General features: G+C 30.6%; 16 protein-coding genes and 1 tRNA gene. 1 reads left to right on the forward strand and 16 read right to left on the reverse strand.

Annotated features, from left to right (window positions below):
• Positions 1-3: 3 nt before the first annotated feature.
• The 8 genes from DEFDS_RS07450 to DEFDS_RS07485 form a co-directional block, all read right to left on the reverse strand.
• Positions 4-1188 (reverse strand): hypothetical protein, encoded by a 1185-nt coding sequence (locus DEFDS_RS07450; protein ID WP_013008188.1) that lies wholly within the window; start codon positions 1186-1188, stop codon positions 4-6.
• Entirely contained in the window at positions 1160-1585 is a 426-nt protein-coding gene (locus DEFDS_RS07455; RefSeq protein ID WP_013008189.1) for a ribonuclease HI family protein, read from the reverse strand. Before DEFDS_RS07455 ends, DEFDS_RS07450 begins: the two co-directional genes overlap by 29 nt.
• On the reverse strand, positions 1566-2288 hold the full coding sequence (locus DEFDS_RS07460) for a zinc ribbon domain-containing protein (RefSeq protein ID WP_013008190.1): 723 nt from the start codon (positions 2286-2288) through the stop codon (positions 1566-1568). Before DEFDS_RS07460 ends, DEFDS_RS07455 begins: the two co-directional genes overlap by 20 nt.
• Positions 2281-3399, reverse strand: coding sequence for a Nif3-like dinuclear metal center hexameric protein (locus tag DEFDS_RS07465; protein WP_013008191.1), 1119 nt, complete (start codon positions 3397-3399; stop codon positions 2281-2283). Before DEFDS_RS07465 ends, DEFDS_RS07460 begins: the two co-directional genes overlap by 8 nt.
• Before the next feature lie 19 nt (positions 3400-3418).
• Positions 3419-3493 (reverse strand) — tRNA-Ile (locus DEFDS_RS07470).
• A gap of 49 nt (positions 3494-3542) precedes the next feature.
• Positions 3543-5339: an RNA polymerase sigma factor RpoD gene (gene rpoD, locus DEFDS_RS07475; protein WP_013008192.1), complete on the reverse strand. Its 1797-nt coding sequence runs from the start codon at positions 5337-5339 to the stop codon at positions 3543-3545.
• Positions 5336-7057: a DNA primase gene (gene dnaG / locus DEFDS_RS07480; RefSeq protein ID WP_013008193.1), complete on the reverse strand. Its 1722-nt coding sequence runs from the start codon at positions 7055-7057 to the stop codon at positions 5336-5338. Before dnaG ends, rpoD begins: the two co-directional genes overlap by 4 nt.
• The gene (locus tag DEFDS_RS07485; RefSeq protein ID WP_013008194.1) at positions 7044-7601 is read right to left on the reverse strand and encodes a hypothetical protein; all 558 of its coding nucleotides are present in this window, start codon (positions 7599-7601) and stop codon (positions 7044-7046) included. Before DEFDS_RS07485 ends, dnaG begins: the two co-directional genes overlap by 14 nt.
• A gap of 112 nt (positions 7602-7713) precedes the next feature.
• On the opposite strand from DEFDS_RS07485, the gene DEFDS_RS07490 reads away from it, so the two are divergent.
• Complete coding sequence (locus DEFDS_RS07490) at positions 7714-8646, forward strand: ABC transporter ATP-binding protein (protein ID WP_013008195.1); 933 nt, start codon at positions 7714-7716, stop codon at positions 8644-8646.
• On the opposite strand, the gene DEFDS_RS07495 is transcribed toward DEFDS_RS07490, so the two are convergent.
• Genes DEFDS_RS07495 through DEFDS_RS07530 form a run of 8 tightly spaced genes read right to left on the reverse strand, consistent with a single transcriptional unit; the run spans position 8643 to position 16955 of the window.
• A complete protein-coding gene (locus tag DEFDS_RS07495) occupies positions 8643-9305 on the reverse strand; it encodes a CBS domain-containing protein (protein ID WP_013008196.1) in 663 nt (220 codons plus the stop codon). The genes DEFDS_RS07490 and DEFDS_RS07495 overlap by 4 nt on opposite strands.
• A gap of 5 nt (positions 9306-9310) precedes the next feature.
• Positions 9311-10465 (reverse strand): phenylacetate--CoA ligase family protein, encoded by a 1155-nt coding sequence (locus DEFDS_RS07500; protein WP_013008197.1) that lies wholly within the window; start codon positions 10463-10465, stop codon positions 9311-9313.
• Positions 10453-11235, reverse strand: coding sequence for an ABC transporter ATP-binding protein (locus DEFDS_RS13135; protein ID WP_013008198.1), 783 nt, complete (start codon positions 11233-11235; stop codon positions 10453-10455). Before DEFDS_RS13135 ends, DEFDS_RS07500 begins: the two co-directional genes overlap by 13 nt.
• On the reverse strand, positions 11236-12378 hold the full coding sequence (locus tag DEFDS_RS13140) for an ABC transporter substrate-binding protein (protein WP_013008199.1): 1143 nt from the start codon (positions 12376-12378) through the stop codon (positions 11236-11238).
• A 23-nt stretch (positions 12379-12401) separates the two neighbouring features.
• Positions 12402-13454, reverse strand: coding sequence for a branched-chain amino acid ABC transporter permease (locus DEFDS_RS07515; protein WP_013008200.1), 1053 nt, complete (start codon positions 13452-13454; stop codon positions 12402-12404).
• Entirely contained in the window at positions 13451-14335 is an 885-nt protein-coding gene (locus DEFDS_RS07520) for a branched-chain amino acid ABC transporter permease (protein WP_013008201.1), read from the reverse strand. Before DEFDS_RS07520 ends, DEFDS_RS07515 begins: the two co-directional genes overlap by 4 nt.
• A gap of 8 nt (positions 14336-14343) precedes the next feature.
• Positions 14344-16242, reverse strand: coding sequence for an AMP-binding protein (locus tag DEFDS_RS07525; RefSeq protein ID WP_013008202.1), 1899 nt, complete (start codon positions 16240-16242; stop codon positions 14344-14346).
• Positions 16233-16955: an ABC transporter ATP-binding protein gene (locus tag DEFDS_RS07530; RefSeq protein ID WP_050742534.1), complete on the reverse strand. Its 723-nt coding sequence runs from the start codon at positions 16953-16955 to the stop codon at positions 16233-16235. The genes DEFDS_RS07525 and DEFDS_RS07530 overlap by 10 nt, the downstream gene beginning before the upstream one ends.
• Between the last annotated feature and the right edge of the window lie 312 nt (positions 16956-17267).

A 17267-nucleotide genomic window follows, 5' to 3' on the forward strand; every position in this document is an offset into this window, starting at 1 on the left:
TCTTTAATCTTTTCCCTTATCCAATTTTAGCATTTTTATACCATCAAGGTACTCTTGATAATCAATAGATTTAACCTCTTGCAGCTTTTTGACAATATCTGAAATATTTTTTATACTAGTTTCAATTATCTCAAAAGATTTTAACAGCTTTTCATCGTTACAAAATCGTTTTATATATTCAAAATTTAGTGAAATACCCAAAAGATTATTGTTTATTGTATGATTTAAACTAACCGCCATTGCAAAAATAGCCTTCATCTTTTCATTTTCGGCAAGTTGAGCTTGAGCTTCTTTTAACTGCAACATTACAGACCTATTATAAATATGAATAGACAGATGCTCACTAAGTAGCTCAATATAAAGCATCTCATGATTTTGAAGACTTTTTTCAACGCAAATATGGCCAAAATAATTATTATTGTAATAAAGTGGAAAACAAATAAAGTTTATTTCTTTATTATCAAGTTTTAAACTAAACCCTAATTTTTTATTATTATTTTCATCAATAAAAAGTTTATCTAATGATTCGTTTAATAAATTCTCACCATTAGGTATATTTGTTATACATATTTCTTTTATGTTATTAAAATTTTTAACAACAAAATAAAATTTATCATAAACCTGTTGTTCAATATAAGAAGAAACTATACTTTCTAAATCATCCAGCTCAACATTATTTACTTCTTTGATAAAATTGTTAATCAATTTTAATGCATCTATTACATCATTAAGATGTTTTTTCTCTACTTCGAGCTCTCTTGTTTTATTCAGCAACTGATTATTTGACTCTTCCAAATTTTTAGCAAGAGCCCTAACATTTTCAAAACTTAGTTTATTTTCAACAGCCTCTTCTATTATTGACTGAATAACTATATCCTCTTCATCATAACTTAAACAATCATAAAACCCATTTTTTAAAAAAAATCTAATTTCATCTTTTGTAACATCACCGATAAATATAAAAGAGCTGTTACATCCAAAATTTCTTAAGGTTAAAATGAATGAAATAGGGTTATTTATAATTTCTCTTGTTATAAAACAAACAGAAACATCTTCATTTAATAAAAAATTTCTGGCTTCATTCAAATCATCAACATAGAAAAAATAGTAATTATTCTTAGTACAAATATCATGCAATTTCTTTAAAAGTTTTTTATCACTACTTAAAAGTAGTACTTTTATAACCATCTTCTATTGCCTTTTTAGCTAATTTATCAGCATAACTATTATCTTCTCTTGGTATATGAATAAGCTCAAAGTCTACACCTTGTATTAGTTCTAAAACCTTATCATAAAGCTTTTTCAAATTTTTGTTTTTTACCTTATAAACCCCTTTAATCTGCTTAACAAGAAGCTCTGAATCAGAATAAATAATTAACTTATAATGCTTTTTATCTTTTATTGACTCCAAAGCTTTGATTAATGCTGTATATTCTGCAATATTGTTTGTTGCCTCTCCCAAATACTCAGAACACTCTTTTATTACATTATCATCCTCATCATAAATCACAAAACCTATACCTGCAGGACCAGGGTTACCACTACAAGCTCCATCGGTAAAAATCTTAATTTTCTTCTTGTTCATCTTCTTTGTAGTAAAGAAATCTCTGACAATTTGGACATTGCTGTATATGAACATTCTTTTTAACTTCAACAAAAAGCTGAGGTGGAACCTTCATATAACAACCTGTACATGTTTCATCTATTATTCTCACTATTGCAAGATTATTTCTTGCTTTTCTGATTCTTTCATATTTTGAAAGAGTAGATTTTTTAATTTTTTTAACCTGTTCTTCTCTTTCTGCTTTTAACTTTTCCAGCTCCTCAACCAACTCTTTATTCTCTTCATCTCTACGTTTTTTATCCTCTTCTAACTTCTGCTTGGCTTCATTATACTTTGAGGTCATTTCCTCAATATTTTTTTCATAATTTTCTATTTTTTCATTAAGGTCTAGCAACTTTAATTCTTCATCATTAACATTCTTTTTTAATATATCCAGTTCTTTTAAAACAGCTTCATACTCTTTGCTATTTTTAACTGTAGATAATTTCTTTTGAGCTTTATCCAAAAGTGCCTTGTTTTCATTGTAGCTTTTTTCAACAGTTTCTTTTTCAGCTACATTAGCTTCATATTCTGCTTTAGCTTCATTATATTTTTTTTCTAAAGTCTCAAAATGCTCCATACTCTCTTTTAAGTAAGTTGGGACATTAGCCAAAGCAGTTTCTATCTCAGCTATTCTGTTATCAATTTTTTGTAGGTGGATCAATTCAACTAATTCATTAAGCATTATTTTGCCTCCAGTGATTTATTTTTACTTTATTTTTGTAAACTATTGTTTTTACATTAAATTTTTTAGCAATAAGTGATGATAAATAATTCATAAATATGGATTCACTTTCATAATGTCCAATATCAATTATATACACACCATTTTCATAGGCATCAACAGCATCATGATATTTCATATCAGAAGTCAATAGCACTTTTATATTTTGAATTTTGCAATCCTTCCAAAGAGATGCGCCACTACCAGTAACTACAGCAAATTTTTCAAAAGCAAAATCATCTCCAGGATTATTGTGTTTTATATTCTTTATGCCAAGCTTATCAGCTAAAATGCTAAGAAAATCATAAAACACAACTTTTTTATCAAAAGTACAAACCCTACCAAGCGAAAACTGATCCCCTATCTCAAGTTTATAAACATCATAAGCAACTTCTTCGTAAGGATGTACAGATAGTACAGCATTAATAACACTATTTAAATATTTCTTTTTAACAATCGATTCTAACCTGTATTCATTTGCTTCTTCAAGCCTTCCAATTTTTCCTATAAAAGGGTGTGTCCCCTCTTCAGGCAAAAATGTCCCAACACCATCTGTATAAAATGTACATTTAGAATAATTGCCTATTTTACTACCACCTGCATTATCAATTGCATCAATAATTTTATTTTCATAACCTCTTGGGACATAAACGACTAATTTATAATACTCTTCTCTACCAAAATCTGTAAAACCTGATATTACGCGCGCACCAATTAACTCTGCCAAATAGTCGTTTAAACTGTAATCAGCTCTATCCAAAACAGTGTGATAACTCAAGAGATTAATACCATGCTTAACACATTTAATTATCTTCTCTCCAATCGGAGTCGAAAAATCTAAGTATTTTAGTGGACGAAAAAAAAGGGGGTGATGAGTTATCATCAACTCACACCCCTCTTTTATTGCAAATTCAATGGCATCTTTGGTAGGTTCTAATGTAAAAACAATTTTCGAAATCTTCTTATCATGAGCAAATATTTGAATACCGTTGGAATCCCATTCATATTGTCTGTTTAAAGAAGTGAAATCGTTTTCGATGAATCTTATGATATCTTTAGTTTTTATCTCCATTCATCTCTCAAGAAAAAAATGGGCCAACCAGGACTTGAACCTGGGACCTACCGGTTATGAGCCGGTGGCTCTAGCCAGACTGAGCTATTGGCCCGTTAAAAGCGTAGTGTATAATAATAATTTTTTTTATTTTGTCAACAAAATTATTCCAAAAATGTTTTAAGTATTCTACTTCTAGTTGGATGTCTAAGCTTTCTTAAAGCCTTAGCCTCAATCTGCCTAATTCTCTCTCTTGTTACATTAAATCGTCTACCAACTTCTTCAAGTGTATGATCAGAATCACAATCTATACCAAACCTTAATCTTAAGACGCTTGCCTCTCTAGGAGTTAATGTATCCAAAATAGCTCTTGTATGTTCTTTAAGTTTTTCATAAACCACTTCATCCAAAGGGTTTTTTGCAGATTGATCTTCAATAAAATCACCCAAACTACTATCCTCATCCTCACCTATAGGTGTTTCAAGCGATACAGGTTCTTTTGCAATCTTTAAAACCTTTTTCACTTTTTCAACAGGGATATCCATCCTCTCAGCAATTTCCTCTGGCGTAGGTTCTTTACCAAGTTCAATCTGCAACTGCCTTATTGTCCTAATCATCTTATTAATTGTTTCTATCATATGGACAGGTATTCTAATTGTTCTAGCTTGATCCGCTATAGCTCTTGTGATTGACTGCCTAATCCACCATGTTGCATATGTAGAAAATTTATATCCTCTTCTATACTCAAACTTCTCAACCGCCTTCATCAAACCGATATTACCTTCTTGAATCAAGTCCAAAAACTGCAAACCACGGTTTGTATATTTTTTTGCAATACTAACTACAAGTCTAAGATTTGCCTCAATTAACTCAGATTTAGCTTTTTCTGCCTCATATTCCCCTTCTAACAAACTATTATATATTACTTCCAACTCATTTTTTGTAAAACCTAACTTCTTGTAAAAACCATCAAGCTTATGTTTTAATTCTTTATATTTATCTTTTAATCTATTTTTATCCCTAATGTTAAAGGAAGACTTATCTATCATCTCAAAGATTTCTTCATTATTAAGCTGTGATATATCGCTTATATCTTTAATACCTATTAAATTTAAAAATTTCTTTATATCATTTTCGCAATCAGATATCTCTTCATAACTTCTTTTTATTTCATTTGCAATTTCAGTTATCTTTTTATAATTGATTTTTATCTCAACAAGTTTGTCAGTTATTTCATCAACTGTTCTATTAATCTGATCTTTTATACTTAATATATTGTCAATACTGATATTATTAGATTTCAATTTTTTCGTCAATTTAATATTCTCTTTCAATTTACTAACAATATCATTTAATACAACAATAAAATCTTCTCTCACCTGGTTCTCTTTTTCATCTTTTAGTACCTGTAACTCTTCATCATCTAAATCATCATAATCGATCTCATCAAAATCAAGCTCGTCCCCAATATCTATAATATCTTTTATACGTAATGTCCCTTCATTAATCTTTTCAGCTAAAGACATTATTTCAGAAGCTGTGGATGGGAAAAGCAGAACACTTCTTATAACTTTTTTCTGCCCCTCTTCAATTCTTTTAGCAACTTCTACCTCTTCCTCTCTTGATAAAAGCGGAATATTACCCATCTCTCTTAAATAGAGCCTAACAGGGTCATCAACCCCTATACGCTCTTCAGATGCGGTAGATGAAGACGTATCATCCATATCAAAACCATCTTCATCCTCATCTAAATCGATATCTGTTATAACAGCATTTTTACTATTGTTATCTATCACATCAATTTTTAGTTGAGCTAAAAGCATAAAAATTTCATCTAAAAATTCTGGAGTCAAAATCTCTTTGGGTAAAATCTCGTTTATTTCATCTACAGTTAAAAACCCCTTCTCTTTACCCAAAGCAATAAGTTGCTTTACTTCTGGAGTTTTAATCTTTTTGCTCATACAGACTGGACCTCCAATAATCTCTTTTCAAAATCTTTTTGTTTTTTTATTATTTGATTAATTTCGTTGACCAATGCCATTCTTTCTGGCTTATCCTGTGCCTTTTTCAGTTCTTCTTGTTTTTCTTTTTTTAACTTTTTCAAATAATTCAAATGTATTTTATATTTATTCAACAATGCATTATAATAATCATCATGGAATTCATCTTTCAAAAGTATTTCAGACAGCAGTTCTCCCACCTCAGAATCATCTACAAGAAGATGGATACTAACATTTTTATTTAAAAATTCAACAATTTTTTTAAAAATTTTTTTCATATTTTCATCAAAGAAAAATTCCTCTTTCATATCGTGTACTAACTCATCAATAACATCTTCAGCTAAACCAAATAAAGATGAGATAAAATCATACTCACATATATATTTAATTTTATTCTCGCTTCTCTTTAAAATTCTCTTTGCAGTGGAAAAATCAACCCCCTTTTTGAAAATTTGTGGATCAATTCCAAAAATCTTTGATATCTTTTCGATATATGATTCCTTTAATAATTCATCTTTAATCAAAACCAATTTACTTTGTAATATCTTTAAATATTTAGTTTTGAGATTCACATTGTTTATACTCTTTTTAAACATCCTTTTAATAATCAACTCAAACAGATCATATTTATTATCCAAGATCTTAAGAAATTTTTCTTTCCCAAATTTTTGTAAAAAGCTATCAGGATCTTCACCTTTATTTAAAAACACAACAAAAGGGATAAAGCTGTTTTTCAAAAAAACATCAAGCGACCTCATCGCTGCATTTTTCCCAGCTTCGTCACCATCAAAAAGTAACACTACTTCATCGGCATATCTTTTCAGAAGTGAAACATGATCTTCAGTAAGAGCTGTCCCCATTGGAGATACAACATTTTTTATCCCATACTGCCACATTCTAATAACATCCATATACCCTTCAACAACGTACAAAACTTTAACTTCACCAGATAAATGTTTTTTGGTTTTATCAAGATTGTATAAAATCTTCCTTTTAGAAAAAATTTGTGTTTCAGGAGAATTTATATATTTTGGTAGGCTATCGTCAGTAACCCTTCCTGAAAAACCAACCACCTTTTCTCGCAAGTTTTTTATAGGAAATAATAATCTGTTCTTAAGCTTAAAAGAAAAAAAACCATCCTGCTCATAAAAAAGTCCAGAGCTTTTAACAATGTCTTTATCATATTTTTTTAATATAGATGATAATTTATCTAAACTATCTAAATAACCTATATCAAATTCATTTATTAAATCATCATTTAAATCTCTTCTTGCCAAAAATTCTAACACTTCATTTTTTTTACATGTAATTAGATTATTTTTAGCAGCAATCATTATATCCTTGTGAAACTCATATAAATCAAGGGAAATTTTTCTATCACTTTCTGATATTTCAATACTAATATTGTACTTCTCAGATAAAAAGTTTACAGCATCCACAAAATCATACCCAAAATACTTCATCACAAATGAGATAGCATTACCAGAAGCTCCACAACCAAAACAGTGAAATACAGATTTTTCTTCTGAAACATAAAATGATGGCGTTTTTTCAGTATGAAAAGGACATAAACCCCTATGGTTTTTACCTGTTTTTTTCAGATCCACATACTCAGATATCAAATCCACAATATTTATCTGATCCAATAGTAATGATATACTACCTTCAGAAATTTTCATTTATTATATCTTCTTCCAAAATATTTTTAAAAGTATCATATTTATCTACAAATGGAGCATACCCTGCATCTTCTATTAAATGAAAAGAAACCCCATGCAAAATCATCCCAATTTTTAGGCAATATTCTAACGGTATTATTTTATTCATATCACCAAACACAATATATACTTTGTTGTTTTCAATTAATTGTTCTTGTAAAAAAACCGGTTCTGCTTTTATATTATCTCTAATCGGCTGTAAATATTTTTTCTCAATACCAGACATTTTACTAAAATATTCGATATCTTTATCATTAAATTTTTTAAAGAACATATCAAAATCGAGATAAGGTGAAATCATTAGAATAACTTTATTTTTCAATAAAGGTAATTGCTTTAATAAAGGGAAACAACCAAAACCAAAGCCTATTAACAAATCATAGGAATTCAAATCTTTGTCCGAATTTATATCAACTACATCAAAATGGTTATTTAAAAAGGAAAAGTAATCTGAAAAGATTTTATTATTACAATATAAATCATTGAGAAATAATGCTTTATACATCAACACAATGCCTTTTTATCAAAACTAACTAAGAAAAATATCATAAGAAACTGTGGAAAACCCATTTTATAAAAATATAGACATTATATTTTTTTTCAATTAAAAATTCATTATGATAAAAATTAAAAATTTAAAAGTATATCATTCTCAAGAAGACTTTGTAATTTTAAGAAATATCAGTTTGACAATAAATAAAGGTGAAATATTTGGAATTGCTGGTGAATCAGGCTCTGGCAAATCTGTTTTAGCTAAGACTATGTTGGGGTTAACTAAAAAGCCATTGATTACTCAATACGATGAAATGATTATAAATAACAAAATGATATCTGGAGAAAAAGATTTTAAATTAATCAGAGGAAAAATTATCTCAATGATTTTTCAAAATCCTACAGCTTCTCTAAACCCTGTAATGACTGTAGGTTCACAACTTATTGAAACAATTATGTTTCATAATAAATGCACTGAAGCTGAAGCTAAAGAAATAGCTGTGTCACTTTTAAAGCAGGTTGAAATCGATTTCCCTGAAGAACGATTAAAAAGTTACCCATTAAATTTAAGTGGTGGGATGAATCAAAGAGTGATGATAGCTTTAGCCCTATCAAGTAACCCAAAAATTTTAATAGCTGATGAACCAACAACAGCTTTAGATATAACCACCCAATCAAAAATAATAAATCTTTTATTAAAGTTACAAAAAGAAAAAAATTTAACAGTAATATTCATCTCTCACGATCTAAACTTATTAGAAAAGATTGCTGACCGCATCCTAATTCTTTATGCTGGTGAAGAAATGGAGCTATTAACAAAAGATGAAATCAGACAAAACAAAATCAGGCACCCTTATACTTTTGCATTAAGAAAAAGTATCCCAAAATTAGATGAAAAACCTGATTACCTTTTTTCAATACCAGGTCAAATAGAAAAAAACAGCTCTAAATATGACAACAGATGTATATTTTACAATAGATGTGATAGAAAAACAGAGCAATGTTATAAGCAAAAACCTGATTTTAGAGATAAATGTAGGTGTTTTAACCCAATTTAGATTTCATCCATTCTCAAAACACTTGTTATATCAAAACCGTTCTTTTTAATTTCCTCTATACATTTATCAATATTATCATTATCCCCATTTATCCTTATAACCAGATCCCTCAAATGGGGTTTGTCTTTGATATAAAATGTTGCCAAGCTAATAATATTTAAATCAAACTGTTTTATTATCTTAGCTAAAACCGCAATAGCACCTGGTCTATCTTCCACCAAGATATTAACTCTGACACCTTTTTCTCTTATCCCCATAGCTTCTACAAAAACATCAAAAACATCAACTGCAGTGATTAACCCCACCAAGTTACCTTCGCCATCAACTACAGGGAGTCCACCAAACCTTTTATCTCTCAAAAGGATAGCGGCTTTTTCAATGGGATCATCAGGTGAAACAGTGATAACATCTTTTGTCATTGCATCTTTAACTTCATATTTGGCAAGGATATTATGAAGCTCATAAATATCGAGTGTTGTTGCTTTTGAAGGTGAAAAATCTTTAATATCCTTTTCTGTGATTATACCAACTAATCTATCACCTTCTAAAACAGGTAAACGTCTAAAACCATGCTCTCTCATCAGGTGTAAAGCATCCAAAATCGTGTCATTTTTATTTACAACCACAATATCTTTCTTCATCCAATCTTTTACAAACATAATTTTTACCTCTCTTTTAGATACTCCCTGTTATCAACAATTTCATTTTTGTTAATTTCATCATTTATTACAACATCTTTTAAACTCAACTTAAACTTCTCTTTAAAAATTTCATAAATATTTTGAACGTTTTTATTTATTTTCAAAATAAGTTGATCTACTCCACCCTTATTTTCAACCTCTAATCTACCATTTAAACCGAGATTTAAGCAAAACTCATCAAACTCCCATTGATGTATAAATACACCCTTTACCTTGACAGAACTATCAACTCTACCAAAAATACCAAGTAATCTTGGTATTTCTCTATCACATACACACTTTTGCAAAGTGTATTTTGATAAATCACCTGTTGAATATCTAAGTAGTGGATACTTGCTATTTAGTAAAGTAACTACGACTTCTCCAATTTCATCTTCTGACACATGTTTTTGATGGTCAGGACTTAATAATTCCACAAATATCTCATCATCTATATGCATCCCATCTTTATATTCACACTCAGTTGCTATTAGGCCTACTTCAGCAGTACCATACCCTTGATAAATTTCTATTTTATAATTTTCACTTAAATATTTTCTTTCAGATTCTGTTATTTTTTCAGCAATCAAATAAGCTTTTAGCAAAGGATTCTCTTTCCCTAAAACCTCCAATACCTTTTTTAAAAAAGTTTTAGTCCCTATAAAAGCTGTTGCTCCAATTTTTCTTATAATTTCAGCACATTTGTCGCTATTTGTTGGACCTAAAGGGAAGACAGTTGCACCAATTTTCTCACTAGCCTCTTCAAACATCTCACCAGCAGGAGTCAAATGATATGAAAATGTATTAACTATAATATCACATGGGCCAAAACTTGAAATCTCAAGAGCTTTGTAAAATCTATACTGATTGTATCTATCAAATAAACAATTCAGAATACCACCAGGGGACTCAAATATCTTTAATGGACAACTTTCAAACAAACTAAAAAAGCTTTTACTATCTTTTGACAAATCTGCTAAATCCTTTCGAGATATAGTCCTTATTTTTAAAAAATCCTCGTAAGTTTTTATTTCAGAAACTTCAATATTAGATTTTTCCAGTTGAAATTGAATAAATGGATGATTGGCATTCTTTTTTATAAAAGAAATCGCTTTTTCAAAACCGCCTAAGATAGCCACCTTTTTCTCCTTCGGTAATGTTTAACATCTTTAAAACTTTTTTTACTACCTATTCCAAGATAAAACTCTTTTACATCATCATTTTCCATAAGCTCTTCAGATTTACCCTCTAACACTATTTTACCATTTTCCATTATATACCCGTAGTCTGCTACAGAAAGAGCCATATTCGCATTCTGCTCTACTAATAGTATAGCTGTATTATCCTCTTTGTTCAACTTTTCTATAATCTTAAATATCTCTTTTACCAAAACCGGACTTAAACCAAGACTCGGCTCATCCATTAAAATAAGTTTTGGACTTGCCATTAAAGCTCTACCTATGGCAAGCATCTGCTGCTCCCCACCACTCATAAAACCAGCAAGTTGCTTTCTCCTCTCTTTCAAACGAGGAAAATATGTATAAACTTTTTCGAGATTACTTTTAAAATTAGAAGATTTTTGAGTATAAGCTCCAGCAATTAGGTTTTCCTCAACTGTCAAATCCTTAAAAACTCTCCTACCTTCCATAACTTGAAAAATACCCAATTTTACAATCTCAGCTGCATCCTTTTTATCTATTCTAACCTCATTAAAGAAAATTTCTCCATCAGTAATCTCACCATTATCAGGTCTAAGCAAACCTGAAATCGCTTTTAAAGTGGTGGATTTTCCTGCACCATTTGAGCCAAGGAGAGCAACAATACTGCTCTCCTTTACACTTAAAGACAAACCTTTTAATACAAGAATTACATCATTATAAACTACTTCTAAATTATTTACTTTGAGCATTTACTCCACCGAAATAAAATCTGTAACAGGCTTAATTTCACCGTTAGAAATTTGATACAATCTCAATGCTCTAACACCTTTATGACTCTTAGATGTGAATGTGACAGGTGCAGTCAATCCCATTGTATCAAAATTTTTCATAGATTCATAAACTTTTTTCAAATTTTCACCTTTATAATTTTTATTTGCCATTTTAAGACCAGAAAGTAACACATACATACTACTAAACCCCTGAATATAATTAACCTTTCTATAAGTAACATCAGGATGATATTTTTTATTAAGTTCATGTAGTAACTTAATCCCTTTCACATCATTGTCTGTCCAAAAAGCAAAAGGTACAGTCCCCATAAAACCGTTTGCAGCATCACCAGCTAACTTGATTAGCGTCTTACCAAATGTCCAGTTAAAACCTATAAATTTTGTTTTTACACCAAGCTTCTGAGCATCTTTCAATATAGTAGAAGTTGCCATATATGTTTCTTGAACAAGAGCAAATTCTGGATCCTTTTTAGACATATTTAAAAGCTGACTAGTGGCATCAAGTGCTTTTAATCCTACTACCTCTTTATCAACAACTTTTACTCTTATCTTTTTTGCATAATCTTCACCATCAGGGAAAAAAGGTGATCTACCAAATCCCGTATCGTTGTAAATAAATGCTACAGTTTTTTTAACGCCGTTCTCTTTGATATATTTTAAAGCAATTCTCGCCTGGTCAGAATATGTAACACCAACAAGGAAATTATAAGGGTTCTTTTCAGCATTGGTCAAATGTTCAGAGTAAGATGCACTAAAATATGGGATTTTATCTTTTGTAATAAATTTTGTTAACGCTTCTGTATCACCAGTCCCCCAACCATGGATAGCTACAACCTTTTCCCTTTTAAATTTTTTATAAGCAGAAATCGCTTGAGGTATTTTGTAACCATAATCGATCATTATTAGTTTTATTTTATCCCCATTCAATCCACCATTTTCATTAAACCATCTTACACAATCTCTAACCCCATCAGCATAAGGCTTACCAACATCAGCAGTTGGCCCTGTAAGATCAACAAGCGCCCCAACTTTTACAGTTTTTGCCAAACCAAATGAGGCAAAAACAGCTAACATTAAAAATGCTACAAACAACCTGTTCATGACATCCTCCATAAATTTTTATATTAATAAGAAAATGGCCAAAGCTTCCAATAAGCTTTTATAAGTTTCCATCTTCTATAAAGCCCTTCTGGCTCAAACATCAAAAACAGAATTATTACAAGGCCAAAAACCCCTTCTCTAATTGATGCAAACAACTGAGTAATATTTGGATAATACTGAGAAAGATAATCAGACACAAATTTGATAGATTCTGGTAATATAGTCATAAACACAGCACCAAAAATACTGCCCAAAACCTTGCCTAAACCACCAATTATTATCATAGATAGGTATTGGATAGAAACCCCTATTGTAAAATGCTCAGGTGTTATAATTGTCGTATAAAAAGTCCATAACCCTCCAGCTACCCCAGCATAAAAACTACTAATAGCAAAAGACAATATTTTATATTGGAATATATTCACTCCCATCACTTCTGCAGCTATATAATTGTCACGAATACTTAAAAAAGCCCTACCAATTTTAGTCCTCATAATATTCGCTGCAAAAAGAGTCATTACAATGCAAAAAACAAGCCCCAGATAATAAAATTTAAAATCATTATCGATTTCAATTCCAAATATGGAAGCATAATCCACTGATAAACCTGTAACACCACCTGTAATGGACTCAAGTCTCACAAAAAAGAATTCAATAATAAATTGTGCAGCTAATGTGGCAATAGATAAATACAGCCCTTTTAACCTCAAAGAAGGGATACCAAAAATACTGCCAACCAAAGCAGCCATAATACCACCAAACAGAATGGCAAACAGAAAATTTATATGTAACGTGTTAAAAATATAACCTGCTGCATATGCACCCACACCGATAAAAGCTCCATGACCAAGTGAAATAAGCCCTGTTGCTCCTGTAAGAATATTTAAACCAACAGCACCAATAACTGAAATAAAGATTAAATTAAAAAGATACAATACATAATCATTTGATATCACAGGGAGTAAAAACAGAATTATTATAAAACCGTAAATCATAATTTTTGCAAATTTAGTCTGATAAATTGCAAAATCTTCTTTGTAATTACTTTTAAAATTTCCACAATTTACATAATTCATACCTTTTCAACCTCAACTGTCCCAAATAATCCATAAGGTTTTATCATCAATACAATAATCATAAAAATAAAGGGGAAGACCTCTTTTGCTCCGCCCCCTATAATAGGATCAATATATCCACCAACCAAATTTTCTAAAACTCCGATTACCAATCCACCAACAATTGCACCTGTAATACTATCAAGACCCCCCAAAATAACAGCAGGGAACACTTTTAATCCAAATTGTGCCAAATTAGTATTTACACCGTTTATATTTCCCACAAAAACACCACCTATTGCTGAAACCACAGCAGCAATTGCCCATGCAAGGGCAAATACCTTTTTAATCTCAATACCCATAGAAAGAGCTGCCTGCTGGTCACTGGCCACCGCTCTCATGGCCACGCCAGCCTTTGATTTTTTAAAAAATACTGAAAATATCCCAAGAGAAATAATAACAGATATAACCGAAAAGATATAAACCTGGCTAACCTTTATCCCAAATAATGAAATAGGTTTTGTAGAAAAAATTTGAGGAAAAACTCTTGTGTCAGTACCCCAAAAAATCTGAACTATAGATTTTAAAACAGAGGAAAGTCCAATGGTAAGCATAATGATAGATATAATGGGTTCACCTATCATCTTTCGTAAAAAAACTTTTTCAATCAAAAATCCAAAAAAGAACATAAAAACAAAAGTCAAAACAAATGATGGAATAAAAGGGATTTTAAATGATGTAGTTAAATATAAACATATATATGCACCGATAAGAAGCAACTCACCCTGCGCAAAATTTACAACCCCTGTGGCTTTATAGATCAACGTAAAACCTAGAGCAAGCAAAGCATATATACTTCCAACCACCAAACCAGTTATTATCAAATTAAAGAAAAGTTCCATAAGCTCCCTCAATCATACAGTTGATATATTTTCAACACAGTTTTTATCTTTCTATCTCTACCATCTTGAAGTTTTATAGTAGCTTCAATCTCAATATCCTTGGCATCTGAATATAAAGCGCTCACTATCTCTTTGTATTTTTCCTCAATAAATCCTCTTCTCACTTTTCTGGTTCTCGTCAACTCGCCATCATCTGCATCAAATTCTTTATACAATAAAACAAACTTTTTAATCTTGTGCTCATCTTTAAGCTGTTCATTGACTTTCCTAACTTCATTAGCAACTAATTCATAAACTTCATCTTTAGATGATAAATCGGTATAGGTAGTATAAGCTATTTTTTTGTTTTCAGCCCATTTACCAACAATACCAAAATCAATATTTAATATTGTTGTAATAAAATCTCTTTTATTACCCAAAACAACCGCTTCTTTAATATAAGGGCTAAATTTCAATTTGTTTTCTATAAACTGAGGTGAAAACATAGTGCCATCATTTAGATACATTAAATCTTTTTTTCTATCTATTACCACAAGCTTACCATTTTCATCAAAATAACCAGCATCACCAGAGTACAACCACCCATCTTTCAATGTTTCTTGAGTTGCCTTTTCATCCTTGTAATACCCCTTAAACACAGCTGGACTTTTTGATATGATTTCTCCATCTTCTGTTATTTTTATCTCTGTCCCCTCTATCGGTTTACCTACGGAAGTAAAGTCGATATCATCATCTCTATGGATACAAGAAATACCTGAAATTTCAGTTTGCCCATAAATCTGTTTTAGGCTTACCCCTATAGCATGGAAAAACCTAAAAGTATCAGGCCCAAGAGCAGCACCACCTGTCATAGCACTTCTCAATTTACAAAACCCAAGACGTTCTTTTAATTTTCTAAAGAGAAAAATGTAAGCCAATCTATATTTTAAATTTTGCAAAAAAGTAGGTTCCTTTTTTTCAAATTTTAAATCGGCATACTCATAACCAATTTTTATACACTTGTTAAAAACATAATTTTTGAATTTAGTGGAATCCATCATCTTCATAAATACTGTTGATGCAAGATTCTCCCATACTCTTGGCGGTGAAAAAATTATATGTGGACCAATCTCTTTCATATCATTTTGAACGGTATCTGCACTTTCAGGAAAGTTTACAACAAACCCAAAAATTTGAGCACTGGCTACACTCATCATCTGCTCACCGATCCATGGTAAAGGCAAAAAAGATACAAAATCATCTGTTTCATATTTAGGATCTGCCTTAGCTAAACTGGTTGACATAAAAATCAAATTTTTATGGGTCAACATTGCAACTTTAGGTTTAGATGTGGTACCAGAAGTGGTACACATTACAGCGATATCTTCTTCTGTCACTTCACTTGATTTTTCGTGAAAAAACTTTTCTAATTCCTTTAAATCTAAATCAAAATTTATCGCATCTTCAAAATAAATCAAATCTTCAATATCAGCATACAAATACATCCCCCTGTCATCATAATAAACTATTTTTTTGATATTTTCACATTTATCCTTAATTTCTAATACTTTATCAACCTGCTCTTGATCTTCAGCAACAACTATTTTAGCTTCAGTTGTGTTTAAAAGATACTCGATCTCATCAGAAACTGAATCTTGGTAAATGCCTACTGGATAAGCTTTTAAAAGCTGTGCGGCAAATTCACAAATCAACCATTCTGGTTTATTGTCTCCAATAATAGCAACTGTATCACCACTTTTCACACCAATCGATTCCAAATAATGTGCAAATTTAACCACTTTTACAAAATAATCTTTCCAAGTTATCTCTTTCCATATCCCCAAATCTTTTTCTCTTAATGCAACTTTATCAGCTTTCCTTTTGTAATTTTCATAAAAGTAATCTAACAAACTTTTTTTCACAGCCATTTCTCTTCACCAAGATAAGCAGACAATACTCTTTCATTGTTTATAACTTCTGAAGGTGTGCCCTCACAAACCTTTTCGCCAAAATCTAAAGCCATTATCCTATGTGAAATATCCATTACTACATTCATATCATGCTCAATCAAAATAATCGTGGTATTTAGTTCTTCATTAATATCTAAGATATACCTTGCCATATCTTCTGTTTCTTCCATATTCATTCCAGCCATCGGCTCATCCAGAAGTAATAGCTTTGGCTCAAGGCATAAAGCTCTAGCAAGCTCTACCCTCTTTTGAAGACCATAAGAAAGCTCATAAACATATTTTTTCCTGACATGATTCAAATTTAAATAATCAATTACTTTCTCTACCACCTCTCTATGTCTAACTTCTTCATTTAAAGCTTTACCAAAATAAAAAATAGAAGAAAACAGACCATATTTAATATATATATGTCTCGAGAGCATTAGATTATCCAAAACTGTCATCCCTTTAAATAGTTCAAGATTTTGAAAAGTTCTAACCAGTCCAAGCCTAGATCTTTTATGAACGGATATTCTAGTGATATCTTCACCCTCAAATTTGATACTCCCCCTGTTTGGGAAATAAATACCGGATATTGTATTTAAAACACTCGTTTTACCAGCACCATTTGGACCAATAATTGAAAAAATCTCACCTTTATTAACAGTAAAACTAACCCCAGCTATAGCCATAATTCCGCCAAAGCTGAGATATATTCTTTTCACCTCTAACAAAACAAACCTCTTTAAAACAACTTTTTATTAAACTTAATTAATTTTAACTAAACAGAGAGACTAAGTCAACAGGATTTTCAAAATAACTAAACTTTATTTAAACTTATTAAACATAAATAAAATTTTTTACTATTAAAAAAGAAATTAAACAAAACTATTTGAGTTATGAATGTTAAATATTAATTTAACCTTTTGAAACTGTTGAAGTCCTGAGATTGCTTCGGCAACTTTTGTTGCCTCGCAATGACCAAAAATGCCGTCATTGCGAGC

Origin of the sequence: Deferribacter desulfuricans SSM1, from assembly GCF_000010985.1 — a bacterium.
GTDB lineage: Bacteria > Chrysiogenota > Deferribacteres > Deferribacterales > Deferribacteraceae > Deferribacter > Deferribacter desulfuricans.

Coding starts and splice junctions, on each gene's coding strand:
- DEFDS_RS07450 (WP_013008188.1), bottom strand. CDS start 1,188: ATGGTTATAAAAGTACTACTTTTAAGTAGTGATAAAAAACTTTTAAAG.
- DEFDS_RS07455 (WP_013008189.1), bottom strand. CDS start 1,585: ATGAACAAGAAGAAAATTAAGATTTTTACCGATGGAGCTTGTAGTGGT.
- DEFDS_RS07460 (WP_013008190.1), bottom strand. CDS start 2,288: ATGCTTAATGAATTAGTTGAATTGATCCACCTACAAAAAATTGATAAC.
- DEFDS_RS07465 (WP_013008191.1), bottom strand. CDS start 3,399: ATGGAGATAAAAACTAAAGATATCATAAGATTCATCGAAAACGATTTC.
- rpoD (WP_013008192.1), bottom strand. CDS start 5,339: ATGAGCAAAAAGATTAAAACTCCAGAAGTAAAGCAACTTATTGCTTTG.
- dnaG (WP_013008193.1), bottom strand. CDS start 7,057: ATGAAAATTTCTGAAGGTAGTATATCATTACTATTGGATCAGATAAAT.
- DEFDS_RS07485 (WP_013008194.1), bottom strand. CDS start 7,601: ATGTATAAAGCATTATTTCTCAATGATTTATATTGTAATAATAAAATC.
- DEFDS_RS07490 (WP_013008195.1), top strand. CDS start 7,714: ATGATAAAAATTAAAAATTTAAAAGTATATCATTCTCAAGAAGACTTT.
- DEFDS_RS07495 (WP_013008196.1), bottom strand. CDS start 9,305: ATGTTTGTAAAAGATTGGATGAAGAAAGATATTGTGGTTGTAAATAAA.
- DEFDS_RS13135 (WP_013008198.1), bottom strand. CDS start 11,235: ATGCTCAAAGTAAATAATTTAGAAGTAGTTTATAATGATGTAATTCTT.
- DEFDS_RS13140 (WP_013008199.1), bottom strand. CDS start 12,378: ATGAACAGGTTGTTTGTAGCATTTTTAATGTTAGCTGTTTTTGCCTCA.
- DEFDS_RS07515 (WP_013008200.1), bottom strand. CDS start 13,454: ATGAATTATGTAAATTGTGGAAATTTTAAAAGTAATTACAAAGAAGAT.
- DEFDS_RS07520 (WP_013008201.1), bottom strand. CDS start 14,335: ATGGAACTTTTCTTTAATTTGATAATAACTGGTTTGGTGGTTGGAAGT.
- DEFDS_RS07525 (WP_013008202.1), bottom strand. CDS start 16,242: ATGGCTGTGAAAAAAAGTTTGTTAGATTACTTTTATGAAAATTACAAA.
- DEFDS_RS07530 (WP_050742534.1), bottom strand. CDS start 16,955: ATGGCTATAGCTGGGGTTAGTTTTACTGTTAATAAAGGTGAGATTTTT.